General features: G+C 70.5%; 20 protein-coding genes. 7 read left to right on the forward strand and 13 right to left on the reverse strand.

Annotation, left to right across the window (positions count from 1 at the left end):
- Positions 1–85: 85 nt before the first annotated feature.
- On the forward strand, positions 86–1,180 hold the full coding sequence (locus tag ACXJLU_RS01040; protein ID WP_457328658.1) for a catalase family protein: 1,095 nt from the start codon (positions 86–88) through the stop codon (positions 1,178–1,180).
- Here ACXJLU_RS01040 and ACXJLU_RS01045 read toward each other — a convergent pair whose 3' ends face one another.
- From ACXJLU_RS01045 to ACXJLU_RS01075, 7 genes are read right to left on the reverse strand one after another with little or no spacing between them, the layout of a single operon-like run.
- Positions 1,181–1,576 carry a RidA family protein gene (locus tag ACXJLU_RS01045; protein WP_457328659.1) on the reverse strand — a complete coding sequence of 132 codons (396 nt, stop codon included), beginning with the start codon at positions 1,574–1,576 and terminating at the stop codon, positions 1,181–1,183. It lies immediately after the preceding gene.
- Between the two features lie 39 nt (positions 1,577–1,615).
- Complete coding sequence (locus ACXJLU_RS01050) at positions 1,616–3,232, reverse strand: AMP-binding protein (RefSeq protein ID WP_457328660.1); 1,617 nt, start codon at positions 3,230–3,232, stop codon at positions 1,616–1,618.
- 1 nt (position 3,233) lies between these two features.
- Positions 3,234–4,376 (reverse strand): acyl-CoA dehydrogenase family protein, encoded by a 1,143-nt coding sequence (locus tag ACXJLU_RS01055; protein ID WP_457328661.1) that lies wholly within the window; start codon positions 4,374–4,376, stop codon positions 3,234–3,236.
- Positions 4,376–5,227: an enoyl-CoA hydratase family protein gene (locus ACXJLU_RS01060; protein WP_457328662.1), complete on the reverse strand. Its 852-nt coding sequence runs from the start codon at positions 5,225–5,227 to the stop codon at positions 4,376–4,378. Before ACXJLU_RS01060 ends, ACXJLU_RS01055 begins: the two co-directional genes overlap by 1 nt.
- Positions 5,224–5,757 carry a MarR family winged helix-turn-helix transcriptional regulator gene (locus tag ACXJLU_RS01065; RefSeq protein WP_457328663.1) on the reverse strand — a complete coding sequence of 178 codons (534 nt, stop codon included), beginning with the start codon at positions 5,755–5,757 and terminating at the stop codon, positions 5,224–5,226. The genes ACXJLU_RS01060 and ACXJLU_RS01065 overlap by 4 nt, the downstream gene beginning before the upstream one ends.
- A complete protein-coding gene (locus ACXJLU_RS01070) occupies positions 5,754–6,641 on the reverse strand; it encodes an SDR family NAD(P)-dependent oxidoreductase (protein WP_457328664.1) in 888 nt (295 codons plus the stop codon). The genes ACXJLU_RS01065 and ACXJLU_RS01070 overlap by 4 nt, the downstream gene beginning before the upstream one ends.
- Positions 6,638–8,992 carry a bifunctional salicylyl-CoA 5-hydroxylase/oxidoreductase gene (locus ACXJLU_RS01075; protein ID WP_457328665.1) on the reverse strand — a complete coding sequence of 785 codons (2,355 nt, stop codon included), beginning with the start codon at positions 8,990–8,992 and terminating at the stop codon, positions 6,638–6,640. Before ACXJLU_RS01075 ends, ACXJLU_RS01070 begins: the two co-directional genes overlap by 4 nt.
- Before the next feature lie 151 nt (positions 8,993–9,143).
- On the opposite strand from ACXJLU_RS01075, the gene kynB reads away from it, so the two are divergent.
- The 4 genes from kynB to ACXJLU_RS01095 are packed head-to-tail and all read left to right on the forward strand — an operon-like array spanning position 9,144 to position 12,443.
- Entirely contained in the window at positions 9,144–9,767 is a 624-nt protein-coding gene (gene kynB / locus ACXJLU_RS01080; protein WP_457328666.1) for an arylformamidase, read from the forward strand.
- Between the two features lie 11 nt (positions 9,768–9,778).
- Positions 9,779–11,068: a kynureninase gene (kynU, locus tag ACXJLU_RS01085; RefSeq protein ID WP_457328667.1), complete on the forward strand. Its 1,290-nt coding sequence runs from the start codon at positions 9,779–9,781 to the stop codon at positions 11,066–11,068.
- A complete protein-coding gene (gene kynA / locus ACXJLU_RS01090; RefSeq protein WP_457328668.1) occupies positions 11,065–11,946 on the forward strand; it encodes a tryptophan 2,3-dioxygenase in 882 nt (293 codons plus the stop codon). The genes kynU and kynA overlap by 4 nt, the downstream gene beginning before the upstream one ends.
- 44 nt (positions 11,947–11,990) lie before the next feature.
- Entirely contained in the window at positions 11,991–12,443 is a 453-nt protein-coding gene (locus ACXJLU_RS01095; RefSeq protein WP_457328669.1) for a VOC family protein, read from the forward strand.
- A gap of 12 nt (positions 12,444–12,455) precedes the next feature.
- Here the strand turns inward: ACXJLU_RS01095 and ACXJLU_RS01100 are convergent, their stop codons facing one another.
- The 4 genes from ACXJLU_RS01100 to hmgA all read right to left on the reverse strand — a co-directional run bounded on the left by ACXJLU_RS01100 (position 12,456) and on the right by hmgA (position 17,323).
- Positions 12,456–12,902 carry a hypothetical protein gene (locus ACXJLU_RS01100; RefSeq protein WP_073465706.1) on the reverse strand — a complete coding sequence of 149 codons (447 nt, stop codon included), beginning with the start codon at positions 12,900–12,902 and terminating at the stop codon, positions 12,456–12,458.
- A gap of 187 nt (positions 12,903–13,089) precedes the next feature.
- Positions 13,090–14,589, reverse strand: a complete 1,500-nt coding sequence (locus ACXJLU_RS01105; RefSeq protein ID WP_457328670.1) for a Do family serine endopeptidase — start codon at positions 14,587–14,589, stop codon at positions 13,090–13,092.
- Positions 14,590–14,696: 107 nt separating this feature from the next.
- The gene (fahA, locus tag ACXJLU_RS01110) at positions 14,697–16,025 is read right to left on the reverse strand and encodes a fumarylacetoacetase (protein ID WP_457328671.1); all 1,329 of its coding nucleotides are present in this window, start codon (positions 16,023–16,025) and stop codon (positions 14,697–14,699) included.
- Positions 16,022–17,323, reverse strand: coding sequence for a homogentisate 1,2-dioxygenase (gene hmgA, locus ACXJLU_RS01115; RefSeq protein ID WP_457328672.1), 1,302 nt, complete (start codon positions 17,321–17,323; stop codon positions 16,022–16,024). The genes fahA and hmgA overlap by 4 nt, the downstream gene beginning before the upstream one ends.
- A gap of 62 nt (positions 17,324–17,385) precedes the next feature.
- Here hmgA and ACXJLU_RS01120 point away from each other — a divergent pair, with 62 nt between their 5' ends.
- Both ACXJLU_RS01120 and ACXJLU_RS01125 read left to right on the forward strand, forming a co-directional pair.
- Positions 17,386–18,159 (forward strand): IclR family transcriptional regulator, encoded by a 774-nt coding sequence (locus ACXJLU_RS01120; RefSeq protein WP_457328673.1) that lies wholly within the window; start codon positions 17,386–17,388, stop codon positions 18,157–18,159.
- A 21-nt stretch (positions 18,160–18,180) separates the two neighbouring features.
- Complete coding sequence (locus ACXJLU_RS01125) at positions 18,181–19,713, forward strand: S41 family peptidase (protein ID WP_457328674.1); 1,533 nt, start codon at positions 18,181–18,183, stop codon at positions 19,711–19,713.
- Here ACXJLU_RS01125 and pcaCD read toward each other — a convergent pair.
- Positions 19,697–20,905: a bifunctional 4-carboxymuconolactone decarboxylase/3-oxoadipate enol-lactonase PcaCD gene (gene pcaCD / locus ACXJLU_RS01130; RefSeq protein WP_457328675.1), complete on the reverse strand. Its 1,209-nt coding sequence runs from the start codon at positions 20,903–20,905 to the stop codon at positions 19,697–19,699. The genes ACXJLU_RS01125 and pcaCD overlap by 17 nt on opposite strands.
- 20 nt (positions 20,906–20,925) lie before the next feature.
- Positions 20,926–22,350, reverse strand: coding sequence for a 3-carboxy-cis,cis-muconate cycloisomerase (pcaB, locus tag ACXJLU_RS01135; protein ID WP_457328676.1), 1,425 nt, complete (start codon positions 22,348–22,350; stop codon positions 20,926–20,928).
- Between the last annotated feature and the right edge of the window lies 1 nt (position 22,351).

Below are 22,351 nucleotides of genomic sequence, written 5' to 3' on the forward strand. Positions count from 1 at the left end.
ACACACGGCCAGGGCGGCCTGCTCCTACAGGCATTCAGTTCCGCGTCCGACGCAGGCGGCCCGGCGTGGCGGCCATCATCGCGCCATGAACATCACGCCGATCCCGTACGACGCGTCCTTCGAACACGCCGAGGAGGACGAGTCCGAGACCTGCGACCAGATGATCAAGACGATGCGCGACATCGCCCAGACCACCTGGGCGCATTCGGGCCACGGCCTGCGCGGTGTGCACGCCAAGAGCCACGGCCTGCTGCGCGGCGAGTTGCGCGTGCCCACCGGGCTGCCGGCGGCGTATGCGCAGGGCGCGTTCGCGGCGCCCGGCGAATGGCCGCTGGTGATGCGGCTGTCGACGATCCCCGGCGACATCCTCGACGACGCGGTGTCGACGCCGCGCGGCATGGCGATCAAGCTGATCGGCGTCGACGGCGTGCGGCTGCCCGGCAGCGAAGGGCAGTTCACGCAGGACTTCGTGCTGGTCAACGGCCCGGTGTTCGGCTCGGCCGGGCCGAAGCAGTTCCTGGCCGGGCTGAAGCTGCTCGCGGCCACCACCGACCGCGTGCCGACGCTGAAGAAGGCGGTCTCGGCGGTGCTGCGCGGTGCCGAAAGGGCGATCGAGCAGGTGGGGCTCGAAAGCGGCACGCTGAAGGCGCTCGGCGGGCATCCGCAGACGAACCCGCTGGGCGACACCTACTTCAGCCAGGTGCCGATGCTGTGGGGGCCGTACATGGGCAAGGTGCAGGTGGTGCCGGTGTCCGAGGAACTGCAGGCGCTGACCGGCGCGCACGTCGAGATGCACGACCGGCCACAGGCCTTGCGCGATGCGGTGCTGTCGCACTTCGCACGGGCCGGCGGCGAGTGGGAGCTGCGCGTGCAGCTGTGCACCGACCTGCAGACGATGCCGATCGAGGATGCGTCGGTGCGCTGGCCCGAGGACCAGAGCCCGTTCGTCACCGTCGCGCGCATCGTGATGCGGCCGCAGCTCGCGTGGACCGAGACGCGCTCGGCGGCCATCGACGACGGCATGTCGTTCAGCCCGTGGCACGGCCTCGCGGCGCACCGGCCGCTGGGCGCGGTGATGCGGGTGCGCAAGCGGGTCTACGAGATGTCGGCGCGCTTCCGGGCCGAGCACAACGGCGTGCGGATGGCGCAGCCGCGCTCCGCCGACGAGTTGCCGCCCTGATCAGGCCCGCGGCACGACGGCCGTGACCTCGATCTCGACGCGCGCCCGCGGCTCCATCAGCGCGCTGACCTGCACCGCGCTCATCGCGATCGAGTAGCTGCCGACCAGCTCGCGGAACACCGCACCGACCTCGCGGCCGCGCGCCAGGTACTCGGCGCGGTCCAGCACGTACCAGGTCATGCGCACGATGTGCTGCGGTGTCGCGCCGCCTTCGGCCAGCACCGCGCAGACGTTGCGCAGCGCCTGCCGCACCTGGTCGACGAAATCGTCGCTCTCGAACTCGCAGCGTTCGTTCCAGCCGATCTGGCCGGCGACGAACACCAGCACGCCCTCGGCGGCCACGCCGTTCGCATAGCCGCGCGGGGGGAGCCACTCGGGGGGTTGCAGCACTTTCATCCTGATGTCTCCTCTTTGTGTACGCAGGCTTCGACAGGCTCAGCCCGAACGGAGCTTGAAGCGCTGCAGCTTGCCCGTCTCGGTGCGCGGCAGCGCGGCGCAGAACTCGACCGCGCGCGGGTACTTGTACGGCGCGATCGCCTGCTTGGTGAAATCCTGCAGCGCCTTCGCCATCGCCGCATCGCCCGCCTGCCCGGCGCGCAGCACGACGAAGGCCTTGACGATCTGCCCGCGCTCGTCGTCCGGCACGCCGACCACACCGCACTCGGCCACCGCCGGGTGCAGCAGCAGGGCCGCCTCCACCTCCGGCCCGGCGATGTTGTAGCCGCCCGAGATGATCATGTCGTCGGTGCGCGCCTGGTAGACGAAGTAGCCGTCCTCGGTCTGCAGGTAGGCATCGCCGGTCAGGTTCCAGCCGTCGCTCACGTACTGGCGCTGCCGCTCGTCGGCCAGGTAGCGGCAGCCGGTCGGCCCCTTGATCGCGAGGCGCCCCACCTGCCCCGGCGCCAGCGGCCGGCCGGCGTCGTCGACCACGCAGGCCCGGTAGCCGGGCACCACGGTGCCGGTCGCGCCCGGCCGCGCATGCGACTCGTCGTGCGAGATGAAGATGTGCAGCAACTCGGTCGACCCGATGCCGTCGATGATCTCGATGCCGCTCGCGTCCTTCCACAGCTGGCGCGTTGCGGCCGGCAGCGCTTCGCCGGCCGACACGCACTGGCGCAGCGACGACAGGTCGTGCGCGGCGAGCTGGCCGGCCATCGCACGGTAGGCGGTCGGCGAGGTCACCAGCGTGGTCGCGCGGTACTGCGCAATCGCGGCCGGCAGCGCATCCGGCCCCGGGCGCTCGATCAGCACCGTCGACGCGCCCACCGACAGCGGGAACAGCAACAGCCCGCCGAGTCCGAAGGTGAACGCGAGCGGCGGGCTGCCGATGAACACGTCGGCGGCAGTCGGCCGCAGCACATGGCGCGGCCAGCAGGCGCAGGCGGCCATCACGTCGCGGTGGAAATGCAGCGTCGCCTTCGGCGTGCCGGTCGTGCCCGAGGTGAAGGCCATCAGGCAGGTGTCGTCGGCCGCGGTGCGCACGGTGTCGAAGCGGGCCGGCTTGGTGGCCGCGCGCGCTTCGAGGCTGCCGTCGCGATCGGTCATGAAGTGCAGCACGTGCGCGAGCGTCGGGCAGGGCGGGCCGGCCAGCGCGAGTTCGTCGGCCAGGCGGACATCGCACAGCGCATGGCTGATCTCGGCCTTGTGGACGATCTGCACCAGCTCCTTCGCGCGCAGCAGCGGCATGCTGCCGACCGCGATGCCGCCGGCCTTCACGACGCCGAACCAGCAGGCGGCCAGCATCGGCGAGTTCGGCCCGCGCAGCAGCACGCGGTTGCCGGTCACGAGGCCGAGGTCGTCGACCAGCACATGCGCGATGCGGTTGGCCTGGGCCTGCAGCTGCGCGTAGGTCCAGCGCACGCCTTGTCCTTGCGTTTGCCCATGAATGCACAGCCGGTCGCCATGGCCTTCATCGACCCAGCGGTCCAGCAGTTCGGCCGCGCAATTCAGCTCGGCGGGGAACTGCAGCTCCGGCAGGTCGAACACCAGCTCGGGCCATTGATCGCGCGGCGGCAGGTGGTCTCGGGCAAAGGTGTCGACATGCGCGGACATCTCACGCTCCTTTCAACAGCTCTCGGGCGATGATCAATTGCTGGACCTCGGTAGCGCCTTCGTAGATGCGCAGCGCACGGATCTCGCGGTACAGCGTCTCCACCGTGTTGCCGCTGACGACGCCGGCGCCGCCCCACAGCTGCACCGCGGCATCGATGACCTGCTGCGCGCCCTCGGTGGCGGCCAGCTTGGCCATCGCGGCCTCACGGGTCACGTTGCGGCCCTGGTCGCGCTGCCATGCGGCGCGGTAGGTCAGCAGCGCCGCGCTGTCGACGGTGGTCGCCATCTGCGCGAGCTTCGCCTGCGTGATCTGGAAATCGGCCAGCGTCTGGCCGAACATCTTGCGGGTCGTCGCGCGTTGCAGCGCCTCGTCGAGCGCGCGCCGCGCAAAACCGAGCGCGGCCGCCGCGACCGAGGTGCGGAAGATGTCGAGCGTGCGCATCGCGAGCTTGAAACCCTGGCCTGCTTCGCCGAGCCGCTGCGTCTTCGGTACGCGGCAGCCGCTGAAGCGCAGCCTCGCGAGCGGGTGCGGCGCGATCAGCTCGATGCGCTCGGCGATCTCCAGCCCCGGCGTGTCGGCATCGACGATCAGCGCGGTGATGCCGCGCGAGCCCGGGGCTTCGCCGGTGCGCACGAACAGCACGTAGAAATCGGCGATGCCGCCGTTCGAGATCCAGGTCTTCTCGCCGTCGATCACGTAGGCGTCGCCATCGTCGCGCGCGGCGCAGGCAAGCGCGGCCACGTCGGAGCCGGCCTCGGGTTCCGACAGCGCGAACGCCGCGATCGCGTCGCCGCGCGCGACCCGCGGCAGGTAGCGCTCGCGTTGCGCGGTGGTGCCGTCGAGCGAGATCGCTCCGGCGCCGAGGCCCTGCATCGCGAACGCGAAATCGGCCAGGCCGTGGTATCGCGCCAGCGTCTCGCGCAGCAGGCAGATCGCGCGGGTGTCGATCGCGTCGCCCGGCTTCGCGGCGATGGCGTGCTGCAGCCAGCCGGCGTCACCGAGCTGCTTCACGAGATGACGGCAGGTGGTGTCGACATCGTCGTGCGGCACGTCGGCGAGGTGCTCGGTGCACCAGCGCGAAAGCTCTTGTTCCAACGCGACGTGCCTTGCCTCGAAGAACGGCCAGTCGAGGTGCGCACTCATCAGTCGCCTTCGAAGACGGGCTTGGCCTTCGCGGCGAAGGCCTCGTACGCCCGGTGGAAGTCCTGCGTCATCATGCAGATCGCCTGCGCCTGGGCCTCGGCTTCGATCGCCTCGTCGACGCCCATCGCCCATTCCTGATGCAGCATCCGCTTCGTCATCGCATGCGCAAAACCCGGCCCGGCCGCGATCTCGCTCGCCCAGGCCAGCGCATCGGCCTGCAGCGCTTCCGGCTGGCTCACCCGATTCAGGAAACCCCACTGCAGCGCCTCGTCGCCGCCCAGCGAGCGCCCGGTGTACAGAAGCTCCGACGCCCGCCCCTGCCCGACGATGCGCGGCAGCAGCGCGCAGGCGCCCATGTCGCAGCCCGCCAGCCCGACGCGCGAGAACAGGAAAGCCGTCTTGCTGCGCGAGGTGCCGACCCGCAGGTCCGACGCCATCGCGATGATCGCGCCGGCGCCGGCGCACACGCCGTCGATCGCCGCGACGATCGGCTGCGGGCAGGCGCGCATCGCCTTCACGAAATCGCCGGTCATGCGGGTGAAGGCCAGCAGGTCGGGCATCGTCATCTTCGTCAGCGGGCCGATGATCTCGTGCACGTCGCCGCCGGAGCAGAAGTTGTCGCCGGCGCCCTGCACCACGATCGCCCGCACCTCGTCGACCTGCGCGAGCGTGCGGAACAGGTCGCGCAGTTCGGCATACGACTCGAAGGTCAGCGGGTTCTTGCGCTCCGGCCGGTTCAGCGTGATCACGCCGACGCGGCCGTGCAGCGCCCAGCCGACGTGCCGCGGCACGATCGCGGCCGCGCCCTGGCGGTTGCCGTCCGCGAGGTGGGAATCCATCGCACGCGTCATGGGGTCTTCTCCTTCGTTCGGGTCTTCTTCAAGGCTTTGGCAGGCAGCGCGCTGTCGACGCCGGCCAGGTGGCGCTTCAGCACCGAGAGCAAGTCCTGCACCTGGGTCTTCTCGTCGGCCGACCAGCCGGCGAACAGCTCGACGACCCACTGCTCGTGCGTGGCCGCCATGCGCCGGAACTGGCGGCGGCCGGAGGCTGTCAGCTGCACAGCGAACGCGCGCCGGTCGCCCGGGTGCGGCGCGCGGCGCACCAGGCCTTCGGCTTCGAGCTGGTCGGTGATGCCGGTCACGTTGCCGCCGGTCACCATCAGGCGCTGCGACAGCTCGCCCATCGTCAGGCCGGCCGGCTCGCGCTCCAGCTGCGCCAGCAGATCGAAGCGCGGCAGCGTGGTCGCGAACTCGCTGCGCAGCCGGTTGCGGATCACCGACTCGACGCGGTTGGTACAGGACAGCAGGCGCAGCCAGAGCTTGAGGGCTTGGTGGTGATCGTCGATGACGCGGGATTCGAGGTCGTTGATTTCGGAAATCACATCACCTCCCCGCCGGCCACCGCGATCGCCTGGCCGGTGATGCTGGCCGACTCGCGCCGGCACAGCCACAGCACCGCCTGCGCGACCTCGTCGGGCTGCACCAGGCGGCCCTGCGGGTTGGCGGCGGCGAGGGCGTCGCGCGCCGCTTCGGTGCTGCGCTGCGTCTTGCTCGCGATCTGCTCGACGGCGCGGGCGACGATGTCGGTGTCGGTGTAGCCGGGGCAGACGGCGTTGACGGTGATGCCCTTGCGCGCGACTTCGAGCGCGAGCGCGCGCGTCAGGCCGAGCACGCCGTGCTTCGCGGCGCAGTACGCGGCGACGTAGGCGTAGCCCTTCAATGCGGCGGTGCTCGCGATGTTGACGATGCGCCCGAAGCCGCGCTCGGTCATGCCGGGCAGCACCTGCTGCGTGCACAGGAAGGTGCCGGTCAGGTTGACCTGCAGCAGGCGGTTCCATTGGTCGAGCGTGGTGCGGGAGAAAGGCAGGCTCTCGACCTGGCCGGCGTTGTTGATCAGGAGATCGACGGGGCCGGCGGAGTCGAAGGCCTGTTCGACGCTGGCCGGGTCGGTGACATCAACGGGGCAGACGTGGATCGCGGGCAGGGCTTCGACAGGCTCAGCCCGAACGGATTCCCCACCGTTCACTCCGGCCACTCCCCCGTTCGCTCCGGCTCCTCCCCCGTTCGCCCTGAGCCTGTCGAAGGGTCGGGCTGAGCCTGTCGAAGCCCTGCCCGCCAAGCGCTCCCGTGCCTGCAGCAACCGGGCCTCGCTTCGCCCCATCAACGTGACCCGCGCCCCCTCCTCCAGCAGCGCCGCCGCGATCGCCGCGCCGATCCCGCTGCCCCCACCCGTCACCACCGCATGCAAGCCGGTCAGCGTGCTCATACGCCCTGCGCCAGGTTCGCCTGCTCTTGCGCCGACAGCCCCGCCGTCTGCGCCGCCATCGCGCGCTCGCGCTCCAGGTTGCGCTCCAGCTGCGACTTGCCCGACAGGTACTGCCGCGGCCAGTCCGCCCCCACGCCGTTGACGTGCCCGATCTTCGCGGCCTCCAGCAGCGTCCACGCCGGGTTCGCGAGATGCGGCCGCGCGATCGCGCACAGGTCGGCGCGGCCGGCCGCGATGATGCCGTTCACATGGTCGGCCTCGAAGATCGCACCGACCGCCATCGTCGCGATGCCGGCCTCGTTGCGGATCGCCTCGGCGAACGGCGTCTGGTACATGCGCCCGTACACCGGCTGCTGCTGCGGGCTGACCTGGCCCGACGACACGTCGACCAGGTCGGCACCCGCCGCCTTGAACGCCCGCGCGATCGCGATCGCATCCTCAGGTGTGTTGCCGCCCGGTACCCAGTCGTGCGCCGAGATGCGGACCGACAGCGGTTTGTCGGCCGGCCACGCCGCCCGCATCGCCGCCAGCACCTCCAGCGGGTAGCGCAGCCGGTTCGCCAGCTCACCGCCGTAGACATCGGTGCGCTGGTTGGTCAGCGGCGACAGGAACGACGACAGCAGGTAGCCGTGCGCGCAGTGCAGCTCGAGCCAGTCGAAGCCGGCCTGTACGGCACGCCTGGTGGCCGCGACGAAATCAGCGGTGACGCGGTCCATGTCGTCGCGCGTCATCGCCCGCGACCAGTCGCTGACGCCGTCCAGGTACTGCTGCGGCGAGGCCGAGACCAGCGGCCAGTTGTCGGCAGCGAGCGGGAGGTCTTCGCCATCCCACGGCGCGCGCGTCGAGCCCTTCGCGCCGGCGTGGCCGAGCTGCATCGCGATCTTCGCGCTGCTGCCCTGGTGCACGAAGTCGACGATGCGCTTCCACGCGAGCATCTGCGCATCGGTGTACAGCCCCGGGCAGCCGGGCGTGATGCGGGCGTCGGGCGAGGTGCAGGTCATCTCGGCGAACACCAGCCCGGCGCCGCCCAGCGCGCGTGCGCCGAGGTGCACCAGGTGGTGGTCGCCCGGCACGCCGTCGACCGCGCTGTACTGCGCCATCGGCGAGACGACGACGCGGTTCTTCAGCGTCACACCGCGCAGCGTGAACGGCGTGAACATCGGCGGCACGGCGTGCGTGCCGTCGAGCCCGGCACGCGTGGCCAGCCATTGCTCGTAGCCGCCGACATAGGCCGCATCGCGCAGCCGCAGGTTCTCGTGCGAGATGCGCTGCGAGCGCGTCAGCAGCGAATAGGCAAACTGCGGCGCATCGAGCCGCGCATGGCGCTCGACGTTCTCGAACCATTCGGTCGAGTTGCGTGCCGCGTTCTGGATCTTCAGAACCTCGATGCTGCGCTGCGCTTCGTAGCTCGACAGCGCCTGGTCCAGCGCGCCCGGATGTGCGTGGATCTCGGCGGCCAGATCGATCGCATCCTCCAACGCCAGCTTGGTGCCCGAGCCGATCGAGAAATGCGCGGTGTGCGCCGCATCGCCCATCAGTACCACCGGCGCGCGGCCGTTGTGGTGGATCCACCGCTTGCAGACCACCCGCGGAAAGCGGATCCACTGCGCCGAGCCGCGCAGGTGCGCCGCATTCGACATCAGCGGCTGGCCGTCCAGGATCTTCGCGAACAGCTCCTCGCAGAACGCGATGCTCTCTTCCTTGCCCATGTCGGCCAGGCCCGCGGCGCGCCACACCGGTTCGGGCGCCTCGACGATGAAAGTCGACGTATCGGCATCGAAGCGGTAGGCGTGCACCTGGAACCAGCCCCATGCCGTGCGCTCGAACGCGAACGTGAACGCATCGAAGCGCTTGTGCGTGCCGAGCCACACGAAGCGGCACAGCCGGGTGTCGACATCCGGCTCGTAGGTGGCGGCGTAGCGACTGCGGATGCGGCTGTTCAGGCCGTCGCAGGCGATCACCAGGTCGGCGTCGACGGTGGTGTCGTCGGCGCAGTCGGTCTCGAAGCGCAGCAGCACGCCCTCTTCGGCACAGCGGTCCTGCAGGATGTTCAGCAGCTTGCGCCGGCCGATGCCGCAGAAGCCGTGGCCGGACGAGCGGATCACCTCGCCCTTGAAGTGCACCTCGATGTCGTCCCAGTGGTTGAAGGCGTCGAGGATCTGCGCGGCGCTCTTCGGGTCGGTGCGCTGCACGGCGCCCAGGGTCTGGTCGGAGAACACGACGCCCCAGCCGAAGGTGTCGTCGGCGCGGTTGCGCTCGAACACCGTGACCTCGTGCGACGGATCCTGCTTCTTCATCAGCAGCGCGAAGTACAGGCCCGCCGGGCCGCCGCCGATGCAGGCGATGCGCATGGTTGTGTGAACTCCGGGGCGCCGCGGCGGGAATCGCCACGCTGGCGCAATTTAGACCTTGATATTTCAGGTGTCAAGTATCTCTATCCGGCGATGCGATGTCTGAAATTACCGACACCACGAGGCCGGCGGCGGTGCTACTGTTCCGGCCGTGAAAAAGCTCTGGGACATCTCCCCACCCATCGCGCCCGACTCGCCGCTGTTCCCCGGCGACGAGGCGTATTCGCAGGCCTGGACCGCGCGCATCGGCCCGGGCTGCCCGGTCAACCTGAGCGCGATCACGATGTCGCCCCACATCGGCGCGCATGCCGATGCGCCGCTGCACTACGGCGACGACGCGCCGGCGATCGGCGCGGTCGACCTGGCGCCCTACCTGGGCCGCTGCCGCGTGATCCATGCGATCGGCATCGGCGCGCTGGTGCGGCCGGAGCACCTGGTGCCGTTCGCCGCCGACCTGCCGCCGCGCGTGCTGGTGCGCAGCGTGCTGAAGGCGCCGACCGCGTGGTCGCCGGAGTTCACTTCGTTCGCGCCCGAGACCATCGGCTGGCTGGCCGACCGCGGCGTGCAGCTGGTGGGCATCGACAGCCAGTCGGTCGACCCGGCCGACAGCAAGACGCTGGACAGCCACCACCAGCTGCTGGCGCGCGACCTGCGCGTGCTCGAGAACCTGGTGCTCGACGACGTGCCGGCCGGCGACTATGAACTGATCGCGCTGCCGTTGAAGCTGATGCTCGCGTGCGCCTCCCCGGTGCGCGCCGTGCTGCGCGAACTCTGAAAGACCCCTGCATGACGACGACACGACAAGATTGCCTCGCACTCGACAACCGCGATGAATTGGCGCCGCTGCGCGAGCTGTTCGACCTGCCGGATGGCGTGATCTACCTCGACGGCAATTCCCTCGGCGCGTTGCCGCGCGCCACCGCGGCCCGCGTGCAACAGGTGGCCGCCGCCGAATGGGGCCGCGACCTGATCAAGAGCTGGAACACCGCCGGCTGGATCGACCTGCCGCAGCGCATCGGCGACAAGATCGCGCTGCTGTTGGGGGCAGGGCCGGACGAGCTGATCGTCGCCGACTCGACCTCGGTGAACCTGTTCAAGGCGCTGTCGGCGGCGCTCGACCTGGCGCAGCGCGACACGCCGAGCCGCAAGCGCATCGTCTCGGAGCGTTTCAACTTCCCGACCGACCTGTACATCGCCGAGAGCCTGGCGCGGCAGCGCGGCTTCGAACTGATGCTGGCCGGCGCCGACGAGATCCCGGCGCTGATCGACGACCGGCTCGCGGTGCTGATGCTGACGCACGTGAACTACCGCACCGGCCGCATGCACCGCATGGAAGAGACCAACCTCGCCGTGCATGCCGCCGGCGCGCTGGTGGTGTGGGACCTCGCGCACTCGGCCGGCGCGGTGCCGGTGAACCTGAAGGGCAGCGGGCCGCGCGCCGGCGCGGCCGACTTCGCGGTCGGCTGCGGCTACAAGTACTTGAACGGCGGCCCGGGCGCACCGGCCTTCGTCTGGATGCACCCGATGATCGCCGCCCGCATGGACGCCGAGCAGCTGTGGCAGCCGCTGTCGGGCTGGCTCGGCCATGCGGCGCCGTTCATGTTCACGCCCGACTACCACCCGGCCGCCGGCATCCGGCGCTTCGTCTGCGGCACGCCGCCGGTGCTGTCGCTGGCCGCGCTGGAGTGCGGCGTCGACACGATGCTCGCGGCCGAGGCGCACGGCGGGCAGCCGGCGCTGCGCCGCAAGTCGGTCGCGCTGACCGAGCTGTTCATCGCGCTGGTCGAGGCGCGCTGCGCCGGCCACGGCCTCACGCTGCAGACGCCGCGCGACGCAGCGCAGCGCGGCAGCCAGGCGAGCTTCGCGCGCGCCGAGGGTGGCTACGCGGTCATGCAGGCGCTGATCGCGCGCGGCGTGATCGGCGACTTCCGCGCGCCCGACATCCTGCGCTTCGGCTTCACGCCGCTGTACACCCGGTTCATCGACGTGTGGGACGCGGTCGAGCACTTGGTGCAGGTGCTGCAGACGGGCGAGTGGCAACAGGCGCGCTTCAACCAGCGCGCGGCGGTGACATGAGCTGCCCGCACCACGAATCCGGCGACGCCTCGGGCGAGCAAGGCGCGGGCGAACGCATCGTCCGCGAGGAAGGCGCGCAGCTCGATTTCTCGCGCGACATGAGCTATGGCGACTACCTGCACCTCGACGAGGTCCTGAACGCGCAGCACCCGCTGTCGCCCGAGCACAACGAGATGCTGTTCATCGTGCAGCACCAGACCAGCGAGCTGTGGATGAAGCTGATGCTGCACGAGCTGGGGGCCGCGGTGCAGCGCATCGCGAGCGACGACCTGGGCACGGCGTTCAAGATGCTGGCGCGCGTGAGCCGCATCATGGAACAGCTGGTGCATGCCTGGGATGTGCTCGCGACGATGACGCCGCCGGAGTACTCGGCGATCCGGCCGTACCTGAGCAACAGCAGCGGCTTCCAGAGCTGGCAGTACCGCTGCATCGAGTTCATGCTGGGCAACAAGAATGCCGCGATGCTGAAGCCGCATGCGCACACGCCGGAGATCCTGGCGCGTGTCGAGGCGGTGTACCGCGCGCCGTCGCTGTACGACGAGGCGCTGCGGCTGCTGGCGCGGCGCGGCTTGCCGGTGCCGGCCTCGCATGTGGAGCGGGACTGGTCGCAGCCCTACGCCTGCGACGATGGCGTCGAGCAGGCGTGGCTGGTGGCCTACCGCGCGCCGCAGCAGCACTGGGACCTGTACCAGCTCGGCGAGGAACTCACCGACCTGGAGGATGCGTTCCGGCTGTGGCGCTTCCGCCATGTGACGACGGTGGAGCGGGTGATCGGCTTCAAGCGCGGCACCGGCGGCACCAGCGGCGTCGGCTACCTGCGCAAGATGCTCGACGTGGTGCTGTTCCCCGAGATCTGGAGATTGCGCACGAATTTGTAGCCCGGATGCCAATCCGGGAGACGTTCGAGACACAAGGAGTCGACATGATCCACGAAGTATTCACCTACCTGCGCGTGCGCGACACCGCCGCCGCGATGGCGTTCTACGCACAGGCCTTCGGTGCGAAGGAAGTATTCCGCCTGACCGAACCCTCCGGGCGCATCGGCCACGCCGAAATGCAACTCGGCCCGTCGGTGCTGATGCTGTCGGACGCGTTCCCCGAGTACGGCATTGAAGCGCCGCCGGTGGGCGGCACGACCAGCTACGCCAGCGTGCACCTGCATGTCGACAACGCCGACGCGGTGCTCGACCAGGCGGTGGTGGCCGGCGCCACCGTGCTGATGGCGCCGACCGACCAGTTCTATGGGGAACGCAGTTGCAAGCTGCGTGATCCGTTCGGCCACGAATGGCTGATCGGGCACAGCATCGAGAAGCTCACGCACGAGGAAATGCAGCGCCGCTACACCGCGCTGATGACGGACCCGTCAGCGCAGTGAGCGGTGCGTGGGTCAGTCGGTGCCCTGCGGGAACACCACCACCGGATTGGCGGTACCGCGCGAGTTCACGGTGACTTGCTTGGTGACCGTCTTGCCGTTCAGTGTGGCTTCCATCTTGTACTGCCCCGGCGGCGCCTTCACCAGCATGTAGGGGCCGTCGGCCTGCGCGTCGAACACGACGTCGCCTTCCCTGTCCATCAGCTTGACCTGCGTGTCGGCGGTGAACTGGTTCTTCGAGCCGGCCTTCTCGTAGATCTCGATGGCGAGCGGGTAGTCGCGCTTGGCGTCCTTGAACGCCGGCACTTCCTCGTAGGCCACGCCGCCCGTCACGTAGGTGATGTCGCCGGCCTGCTTGGTGGGCGGCAGCGGGGCGCGGTCGTCCTGGGCCCACACGGCGGTGCCGGACGCAATGGCGAGGGCGGCGGCGATCGGGGCGAGCAGGGACTTGTGGCTGTTCATGATGAAGTCCTTTCTTGTCATGAAAGTGAGCTTCATTGGACCGCTTACCGTGGCGCATGTGCCTGGGACGATGCCGGCGCTACCGGACAGGCATCGGCGCGCGGACGTGTCAGTGCAGAGGCCTTTCTCTGTAAGAAAAGAAAAAGCCGACCCGCAGATCGGCTTTTGCCAGGCAGCGAGAACCCGGTCAGCCCAGGTTCACCGGCACGAAGATCCGCTCGCCATCGCGCTCGACCAGCAGCGCCACGCTCTTCGGCTTGCCGGCCATCACGGCCCGCACCTGCTCGATCGACGTGACCGGCTTGCCGTTGATGGCCAGCAGCACGTCGCCCGCCTCGATGCCGGCGCGCGCCGCCGGGCCGTCGACGTTTTCGATCACCAGCCCCTGCTCGAGCTTGCTCTGGCGCTTCTCTTCGCGCGTCAGCTGGCGCAGCGACAGGCCAAGCTGCACGCCTTGCGCGTCGCCACCATTGGCGGACGCGACGTCCTCGTCCGGGTCGGCACCGCCCAGCTTCACGTCGATCGAACGCTCGGCCCGCTCGCGCCACACCGACAGCTTCACCTTGTCGCCGGGCGCCGCCAGGCCGATGCGGCTCGACAACGCACCCGAGCGCACGATCGGGTCGCCGTTCACCGCGGTGATCACGTCACCCGGCTTCAGCCCGGCCTTCTCGGCAGCGCTGTCCTTGGTGACCTTCGCGACCAGCGCGCCATCCGGGCGCTTCATGCCGAAGGACTCGGCCAGGCTCTGGTTCACGTCCTGCACCGCGACACCCAGTCGGCCGTGCGTGGCGCGGCCGGTCGCGACGATCTGGTCCTTGACCTTCAGCGCCACGTTGATCGGGATCGCGAAGCTCAGGCCCTGGAAGCCGCCGGTCTGCGAATAGATCTGCGCATTGATGCCGATCACGGCACCGGTGCCGTCGAACAGCGGGCCGCCGGAGTTGCCGGGGTTCACCGCCGCATCGGTCTGGATGAAGGGCACGACCGCATCGCCGGGCAGCGAACGGCCCTTCGCGCTGATGATGCCGGTGGTGGCTGTCTGCTCGAAGCCGTAGGGCGCGCCGATCGCGAGCACCGGGTCGCCGACCTCGATGTTCTGCGGGTCGCCCAGGCGCACGATCGGCAGGTCCTTGGCCTGGATGCGCAGCACCGCGATGTCGGTGGCGGCGTCCGAACCCAGCACCTTGGCCGAGAACTCGCGGCGGTCGCTGAGCTTGACGGTCACTTCCTTGGCTTCGCGCACGACGTGGGCGTTGGTCAGGATCAGGCCGTCGGCGCTGATGATGAAGCCCGAGCCCTGGCCGCGGAACGGCACCGACGGGTTGCCGCGCTGGCCACGCTGCTGGAAGCCCGGCAGGCCGCGGAAGAACTGGAAGAACGGATCGTTCTCGGCACCGGGCGGCAGGCCTTGCTGCTGCTGTTCCTCGGCCGAGGCCTTGTGCAGGCCGGCGACGGTGACGCCGACGACGGCCGGGCCGGAGGTGGCGACGATCGCGCGGTAGTTGGGCACCTGGCCCGCGGCCGGCAGCATCGGCACCGGGGCCGGCGCGGTGGACGAGACGGCGACAGGCTTCGCCTCGGGTTTGCTCTTCAGCCACTCGGGCGTCAGGCTGAAGGCGCCGGCCGATCCGGCGGCCAGCACCCCAGCTGCGGCGAGGGCAGCGGTCAACGACTTCATCTTCATGTGATCTCCTGGGGACAAGCGTCGCGGAGGATTCCGCATGGGACGAACGATAGGGCCGGGCGGCACGCCGTGGGTTAGCGGTGGGTTAGGGCTCGGTGAGGCGAGGATTAAGACTGCGGCGCCAGCACCGTCGCGACGCACTCACCGAACCCGATGCGCCGCTGCCCATCGCGCTCGCAGAACGCCCGCAGCGCAACGCTGTCGCCGTCCAGCAGGAAGCGTCGCGTCTCGCCGTTCGGCAGCGTGATCGGCGCCTTGCCGCCTTGCGTCAGCTCCAGCAGCGAGCCGCCCTGCTCCGGCAACGGCCCCGATTGCGTGCCGCTGCCCAGCAGGTCGCCGGGCCGCAGGTTGCAGCCGTTGCTGCTGTGGTGCGCCACCAGTTGCGCGAGCGTCCAGTACGCATCGCGGAAGTTGGACTGCATCAGCCGCGCCGCCGCCTCGCCGCGCTCGCGCATCGCCGGCGTCTGCAGCCACACCTCGAGCACGATGTCGATCGCGCCTTGCGCGCGGTTGGCCTCGCCGTCGAGGTGCGGCAGCGGCTGCGGCCGGTCGGCCGCCCGCTCGAACGGCCGGCGGAACGGCTGCAGCGCCTCCATCGTGACGATCCACGGCGACAGCGTGGTCGCGAAGTTCTTCGCGAGGAAGGGCCCGAGCGGCTGGTACTCCCAGGCCTGCACGTCGCGCGCCGACCAGTCGTTCAGCAGCACCAGCCCGGCCAGGTGCTCCTCGGCCCGCGCCATCGCGATCGGCTCGCCGAGCGCATTGCCGGGGCCGACGATCGCGCCGAGCTCCAGCTCGTAGTCCAGCCGCTGGCACGGCCCGAACACCGGCACCAAGGCGTCTGTCTTGTACTGCCCGCGCGGCCGGTGAAAGGCCTGCCCGCTGACCTGCAGCGATGAGCTGCGGCCGTGGTAGCCGATCGGCACCCATTCGTAGTTCGGCAGCAGCGGTTGGTCGGGCCGGAACAGCTTGCCGACGGCCGTCGCGTGGTGGATGCCGGTGTAGAAATCGGTGTAGTCGCCGACCTCGCACGGCATCGCCATCTCGGCCTGGGCCTGCGGCACCAGGCAGGACTGCAGCCACGGTTCGTCGTCGGAGCCTTCGCGCAAGGCATTCGATAACGCCGCGCGCACCGTGCGTCGTGCCGCCGCGCCGAGCGCGATGAACGCGTTGAGTTCACCGCGCGCCAGCGGCTCCAGCAGGCGCGACACCTCGGGCGACCACGGGCACAGCTCGTGCGCGAGCCGCAGGTCGAGCACCGCATCGCCGATCGCCACGCCGCCGCGCAGCGGCTCGTCGCTGCCACGGCGCCGGAAGCGCCCGAGCGGCAGGTTCTGCAGCGGGAAATCGGTCAGCGGATCCTGGGCCGACGCGACCCAGCTGCGCAGCCCCGCGTCGTGCGTGTCGTCGAGACCGGCGATGTCAGCGGCGTTCATTGGAATCCGTCCTTCAGGTTGCGCCAGCAATCGGCGTACGCGCCGTCGAGCGCACCGCCCTTCATCGCCCACTCGGTGGGGCGGAAACGGTAGCGGCTCTCGAACATGAAGGCCAGCGTGTTGTCGAGCTTGTGCGGCGCGAGCGGCGCGTTCGACGCACGCTCGAACGCATCGGCGTCCGGGCCGTGCGGCACCATGCAGTTGTGCAGGCTCGCACCGCCGGGCCGGAAGCCTTCGGGCTTGGCGTCGTACTGGCCGTGCACCAGCCCCATGAACTCGCTCATCAGGTTGCGGTGGTACCAGGGCGGGCGGAAAGTGTCCTCGGCCACCAGCCAGCGCGGCGGGAAGATCACGAAGTCGCAATTCGCCGTGCCCGGGGTGTCGCTCGGCGACGTCAGCACCGTGAAGATCGATGGGTCCGGGTGGTCGAAGCTGATCGAGCCGATCGTCATGAAATTCGCGGTGTCGTACTTCAGCGGCACCAGGTTGCCGTGCCAGCCGACCACGTTGAACGGCGAGGCCGCGCAGCGCGCCGACCACAGCCGGCCGCCGTATTTCTTGATGAGCTCGTGCGGCGCGGCGTCCTGCTCGAAGGCGGCGACCGGCGCGAGGAAATCGCGTGGGTTCGCGAGGCCGTTGCTGCCGATCGGCCCCAGCTCCGGCAAGCGGAAATGCGCGCCATGGTTCTCGCACACGTACACGCGCGACGGCGCGTCGACCGCCACCTTGAACGCCATGCCGCGCGGCAGCAGCGCGATCTCGCCGGGCGCCACCTGCAGCACGCCGAGCTCGGTCGTGATCGTGAGCGAGCCCTGCTGCGGCACCAGCAACATCTCGCCATCGGCATTGACGAAGGCGCGCTGCGTCATCGAGCGGTTGATGAAGGCGATGTGCGCGGCCATGCCGGTCTGCGCATCGACATCGCCATTGACGACGATGCTGCGCAGCCCGTCGACGAAATCGAGCGGTTCGGCCGCGGCGTCGGGCACCGGCGTCGGCGCCCAGCGCAGCGGGTCGGGCGGCGCGTCGACGCCCTCGGCCGCACCGCTCTTCCACCACGGCTGCGCATGCGGCGCGTAGCCGCCGACCACCACCGACGGCTGGCGCCGGTACATCCAGGTGCGCCGGTTCTCGGCCCGCGGCGCGGTGAACGCGCTGCCGCTCAGCAGCTCGGCATACAGGCCGTGCGCCGCCTTCTGCGGGCTGTTGCGGCCGAGCGGCAGCACGCCGGGCACCGCCTCGCTCGCGAACTGGTTGCCGAAGCCGCTCTGGTAGCGCAAGGGGTCCGTGGGTGCCATGGCTTGATCTCCGCCGACGAATTCGTTACTGTCTAACTGATTCTACATATCCGAATTCACCGATGACATCCAACACCCCTCGCGGCATCCAGAGCATCGAGGTCGGCGGCCAGTTGCTGCGCGCGCTCGCCCACCACGGCCGGCCGATGGCGCTGAAGGACCTGGCGCGCGAAGCCGGCATGGCGCCCGCCAAGGCGCACCCCTACTTGGTGAGCTTCGGCAAGCTCGGGTTGATCGCGCAGGATGCGGCATCGGGCCGCTACGGGCTCGGTCCGCTCGCGATGGAACTCGGGCTCATCAGCCTGCAGCAGTTCGACCCGCTGCGCCTGGCCACGCCGCTGCTGCCGGCGCTGGCCGCGCAGGTCGGCCACACCGTCGCGATCGCGGTGTGGGGCAACCGTGGGCCGACCATCGTGCGCGTCGAAGAGGCGCCGTCCGCGGTGCACGTCAACATGCGCCACGGCACCGTGATGTCGATGCGCGGCACCGCGTCGGGCCTGCTGTTCGCCGCACACCTGCCGCCGGCCCGCCTGCGCGAGGTGCTGGCGCAGGAGCCGCACGGCGGCCGCCGCACGCTGGACGCCGCCTTCAGCGCGCAACTCGCGACCATCCGCAGCGAGGGCCTGAGCCGCGTCGTCGACGGCGCGGTGCCCGGCGTCAGCGCGATGGCCGCCCCGGTGTTCGACCTGCACGGCGACCTGGTGCTGAGCCTGGCCGCGATCGGCCCGAACGCCACCTTCGACGTGCGGCCGGCCGGCCCGGTTGCGCTGGCGCTGAACGCCTGCGCCGCAGCCGTCTCACGGCAGCTCGGAGCGGCCGGTATAGTCGGCGGCTGATCAATGCATCGGGAGCGAGGGATGGGAGTTCAACGCCAACGGCACGCCGGCGCACGCATGCGCGCCACCTGGATCAGCCTGCTCATCGCAGCGGCCGGCCTCACCGCCTGCGGCGGTGGTTCGGATGGCGATTCCAGCAACCGCCTCGTTTCGTCGCAGCAGTACGCGCAGCAATGCGCCCCGACCAATCCCGACGCGTCCAGCCACACCGGCAGCCTCGACATCGAGAAGCAATGGGTGCGCGCTTACATGAACGATGCCTACCTCTGGTACGGCGAAGTCCCGAACATCACCGCCGGCCAGGCGCAATACAGCAACACGTCCGACGTCTACGGCTCGCTCGACAACTATTTCGAGGCCCTGAAGACGACCGCCGTCACCGCCAGTGGCGCCCGCAAGGACCAGTTCAGCTTCATCCTCCCGACCGCCACCTCCACGGCGCTGTTCGACTCCGGCGTCGAGGCTGGCACCGGCATCAACTGGCGCATGCTGTCGTCGCGGGCGCCGCGCGGGCTGCGTGTGTCGTACGTGACGCCGGGCACCGAGGCCGCCACCAAAGGCGTGCTGCGCGGCGACACGCTGGTGACGGTCGACGGCGTGTCGGCCGACGATGAGACGGCGGCCGGCGTCGGCGTGCTCAATGCCGCGCTGTTCGCCAGCGACACCGGCGGCACGCACGCGTACGTGCTCAACCGTGCGGGCGTGGGCCAGGTGAGCGTCTCGCTGACCACCGCCGCCATCACCACCAAGCCGGTGCTGAACTACAACGTGGTGACCACGCCCACCGGCAAGGTCGGCACCATTGTCTTCACGTCGCACGTCGCACCGGCCGAGGCGCAATTGATCGAGGCGATCTCGTCGCTGAAGGCGCAGGGCGCGACCGACCTGGTGCTCGACCTGCGCTACAACGGCGGCGGCTACCTCTACATCGCGAGCGAGCTCGCCTACATGATCGCCGGCCCCGCGCGCACCAGCGGCCAGGTGTTCGAGAAGCTCAACTACAACGCGAAGCGCACCTCCGACAACGCGCAGGCGCCGTACCCGTTCCAGTCCACCAGCACCGCCAACGCGGCGCTGCCGACGCTCGACCTGTCGCGCGTCTACATGCTGACCACCCACGAGACCTGCTCGGCCAGCGAGTCGGTGATCAACAGCCTGCGCGGCGTCGGCGTCGATGTGCGGCAGATCGGCAGCACCACCTGCGGCAAGCCCTACGGCTTCGCGGCGCAGGACAACTGCGGCATCTCGTACTTCCCGATCGAGTTCCAGGGCGTCAACGCGCAGGGCTTCGGCGACTACACCGACGGCTTCGCGCCGAACGGCAGCGGCGGCGCCGGCATTGCCGGCTGCACGGTGGCCGACGACTTCACGCAGCCGCTCGGCAGCGCGAACGAAGGCATGTTGAAGGCCGCGCTCGACTACCGCGCGAACGGGAGCTGCCCGGTGGCTTCATCGCAGGAGTCGCCAAAGGCCTTGTCGCTGGCCAGCGGCCGCGGCGCCGCGCTGCGCGGCCGGCCGCTGCTGAGCAACCGCTTCCTCACGTCGTCGCGCTGAGGAAGCCCTCGACGAGCGCCGCGAACTGCTGCGGCTGCTCGGCCACGCTCAGGTGCGAGGCCTCGGCCAGCACCTCGAGCCGCGCGCCGGGAATGCGTTCCGCGATGGCCTGCGACATCGCGACCGGCGCGCCGGCATCCAGCTCGCCGGCGATCACGAGCGTCGGGCAGCGCACCTGCGGCAGCCGCTCGAGCCAGTCGACCTCGCGCACCGCGTGGCAGGTCGCGGCATAGCCGGCGGCCGACGTGCGCAGCAGCGCCGCACGGAACGCCGCCAGCGCCTCGGGCTGGCCGCTGCGGAAGCCGGCGTGGAAATAGCGCTCCATCACCACGTCGGCGATCGCCTCCAGCCCGCCTTGCTCGACGGCCGCGATGCGCTGCGCCCAGGCCGCCTGCGCCGCCTCGGGATAGCGCGCAGTGGTGTTGGCCAGCACCAGCGAGCGCACCAGCTCCGGGTGGCGGATCGCCAGGCCCTGCCCCACCATGCCGCCGAGCGACAGCCCGACCCAGGCCACCGGCCCGGCGCCCCATTCGCGGATCACGCGGGCCGCGTCATCGACCAGCTCGTCCATGCGGTACGGCCCCGCCGGCATGGCCGAGCCGCCGTGGCCGCGGTGGTCGTAGCGCAGCACCTCGTGGCGTGGCGCGAGCCGCGCGGCCAGCGTGTCCCACATGCCGAGGTTCAGCCCCAGCGCGTGGCTCAGCAGCACCGGCGCGCCCTCGCCCTGCAGCGCGACCTTCAGCTGCGGCCGGCTGAAGGTGTGGTGGGCGGAGGTGCGCACGCCGGCCGACAGCGGCGCCGGCGGCGGCAGCAGGCCTTCGTCGCGCAGGATCTGCGTGGTCAGCTTGAACGCGGTGTTGGCGGCCGGCACCCCGCAGTAGATCGCGCCCTGCATCAGCGTCTCGCGGATCTTCTCGACCGGCACGCCGCCGCGCACCGCGGCGCGGCAATGCAGCTCGAACTCCTCCCAGCGCGCCAGGCCCATCGTCATGCCGAGCACCAGCAGGCGGCGGGTCGTCGTGTCGAGCCCCGGGCGGCCCCAGATGTCGTGCCACGCGTAGCGCGTGATCAGCGACTGGAATTCGGCGTTGAAGGCCGACGTGCCGTCGAGCGATTGGTCGACCCAGGCGTCGCCCAGCACCGCACGGCGGTTCTTCACGCCGCGGTCGAAATCATCCTGTTGCTTCGGCATCACGGGCCCTTTCGAATGGCTCAGTGGGGCACTATCGGGGGTAACCAGGCCGACCACGGCGCCTCGGCGTCCAGCGCGGCGGCGCGCTCCTGCCACAGCGCGAGCTGCGGATCGGCGACGCGGCTCGCCTGCGCTGCGGCGCGGTCGGCATCGAACAGCGCGTCGACCTGCTCGGCGTTGAGTAGCGCACGCAGCGTGTCGTCCTTGGCCAGCGCCTGCAGCAGCACCTCGCGCAGCGATCGACCACCGGCCACCCCCTCGTGCGACCACGCCTCGAGCAGCGCATGCGCGCGCGCCTTGCCCAGCTGCAACGCCAGCTGCATCGCCACCGCTTCGGCGAACACCAGCCCGTGCTGCGCATCGATGTTGTGCCGCATCCGCGCGGCATCGACCTGCAGGCCCGGCGCGGCATCGGCCAGCGCCTTCAGCGCGCCGTGCACGCCGAGGTAGAGCCCCGCCGTCTCGGCCAGCTCGGCCTGCCAGTTGCCGAGGCCTCGTTCATGCTCCTGCACCATCGCGGCCAGCAGCGCGGCCACGCGGTGCGGCGTACGCAGCGCGCCGGCCAGCGCCGTCATCGCGGCGACCGGGTTGCGCTTGTGCGGCATCGTCGACGAGCCGCCGCGCCCGGCGCCCGCGGGCTCGGCCAGTTCGCCGAGCTCACCCTGCGCCATCAGCGAGATGTCTTTCGCGATCTTGCCGAGCGCGCCGGCCAGCACGCCCAGCTCGCCGGCCAGCGACGCCAGTTCGTCGCGCTGCGTGTGCCACGGGCCGGGCGGCAGCCGCAGGCCGAGGTCGCCGGCCACGCGGTGGGCGACGGCCGGGCCGCGCTCGCCCATCACCGACAGCGTGCCGACCGCGCCGCCCAGCTGCAGCTGCAGCGCCTGCAGGCCCGCGGCGCGCAGGCGCTGCCGGCAACGCAGCAGCGGCGCGATCCAGGCCACCAGCTTGAAATCGACGCTGACCACCTGCGCCGGCTGCATCAGCGTGCGCGCCAGCACCGGCACGCCACGGTGCTGCCGTGCCAGCAGCAGCAGCGACGCGGTGAGCGTGCCGAGGTCGCGGTCGACCAGCGCCAGCGCGCGGCGCGCCGTCAGCGCGAGGCCGGTGTCGATCACGTCCTGGCTGGTGCTGCCCCAGTGCACGAACCCGGCCGCGTCGGCATCGAACAGGCCGACGGCCTGCGTCAACGCCTTGACCAGCGGAATCGCCAGGCTGCCGGCGCGGCCGCTGGCGTCGACCAGCGCGCCCAGGTCGTACAGCTCGGCCTTGCAGACGCCGGCGATCGCCTGGGCGGCCGCGGCCGGCACCAGGCCTTCGGCGGCCTGGGCCCGCGCGAGCGCCGCCTCGAAGTCGAGCATCGCCTGCATCACCGACGCCGGCGAGAACACCGCCGACATCTCGGGCGTCGACAGGAAGCTCTCGAACACCGAAGGCCCTGTCGACATC

The sequence above is a fragment of the Rhizobacter sp. P5_C2 genome, assembly GCF_054049715.1.

What these genes read in the sequence shown, in the direction of transcription:
- ACXJLU_RS01040 (WP_457328658.1), top strand. Translation starts at nt 86, where the DNA reads ATGAACATCACGCCGATCCCGTACGACGCGTCCTTCGAACACGCCGAG.
- ACXJLU_RS01045 (WP_457328659.1), bottom strand. Translation starts at nt 1,576, where the DNA reads ATGAAAGTGCTGCAACCCCCCGAGTGGCTCCCCCCGCGCGGCTATGCG.
- ACXJLU_RS01050 (WP_457328660.1), bottom strand. Translation starts at nt 3,232, where the DNA reads ATGTCCGCGCATGTCGACACCTTTGCCCGAGACCACCTGCCGCCGCGC.
- ACXJLU_RS01055 (WP_457328661.1), bottom strand. Translation starts at nt 4,376, where the DNA reads ATGAGTGCGCACCTCGACTGGCCGTTCTTCGAGGCAAGGCACGTCGCG.
- ACXJLU_RS01060 (WP_457328662.1), bottom strand. Translation starts at nt 5,227, where the DNA reads ATGACGCGTGCGATGGATTCCCACCTCGCGGACGGCAACCGCCAGGGC.
- ACXJLU_RS01070 (WP_457328664.1), bottom strand. Translation starts at nt 6,641, where the DNA reads ATGAGCACGCTGACCGGCTTGCATGCGGTGGTGACGGGTGGGGGCAGC.
- ACXJLU_RS01075 (WP_457328665.1), bottom strand. Translation starts at nt 8,992, where the DNA reads ATGCGCATCGCCTGCATCGGCGGCGGCCCGGCGGGCCTGTACTTCGCG.
- kynU (WP_457328667.1), top strand. Translation starts at nt 9,779, where the DNA reads ATGACGACGACACGACAAGATTGCCTCGCACTCGACAACCGCGATGAA.
- kynA (WP_457328668.1), top strand. Translation starts at nt 11,065, where the DNA reads ATGAGCTGCCCGCACCACGAATCCGGCGACGCCTCGGGCGAGCAAGGC.
- ACXJLU_RS01095 (WP_457328669.1), top strand. Translation starts at nt 11,991, where the DNA reads ATGATCCACGAAGTATTCACCTACCTGCGCGTGCGCGACACCGCCGCC.
- ACXJLU_RS01100 (WP_073465706.1), bottom strand. Translation starts at nt 12,902, where the DNA reads ATGAACAGCCACAAGTCCCTGCTCGCCCCGATCGCCGCCGCCCTCGCC.
- ACXJLU_RS01105 (WP_457328670.1), bottom strand. Translation starts at nt 14,589, where the DNA reads ATGAAGATGAAGTCGTTGACCGCTGCCCTCGCCGCAGCTGGGGTGCTG.
- fahA (WP_457328671.1), bottom strand. Translation starts at nt 16,025, where the DNA reads ATGAACGCCGCTGACATCGCCGGTCTCGACGACACGCACGACGCGGGG.
- hmgA (WP_457328672.1), bottom strand. Translation starts at nt 17,323, where the DNA reads ATGGCACCCACGGACCCCTTGCGCTACCAGAGCGGCTTCGGCAACCAG.
- ACXJLU_RS01120 (WP_457328673.1), top strand. Translation starts at nt 17,386, where the DNA reads ATGACATCCAACACCCCTCGCGGCATCCAGAGCATCGAGGTCGGCGGC.
- ACXJLU_RS01125 (WP_457328674.1), top strand. Translation starts at nt 18,181, where the DNA reads ATGGGAGTTCAACGCCAACGGCACGCCGGCGCACGCATGCGCGCCACC.
- pcaCD (WP_457328675.1), bottom strand. Translation starts at nt 20,905, where the DNA reads ATGCCGAAGCAACAGGATGATTTCGACCGCGGCGTGAAGAACCGCCGT.
- pcaB (WP_457328676.1), bottom strand. Translation starts at nt 22,350, where the DNA reads ATGTCGACAGGGCCTTCGGTGTTCGAGAGCTTCCTGTCGACGCCCGAG.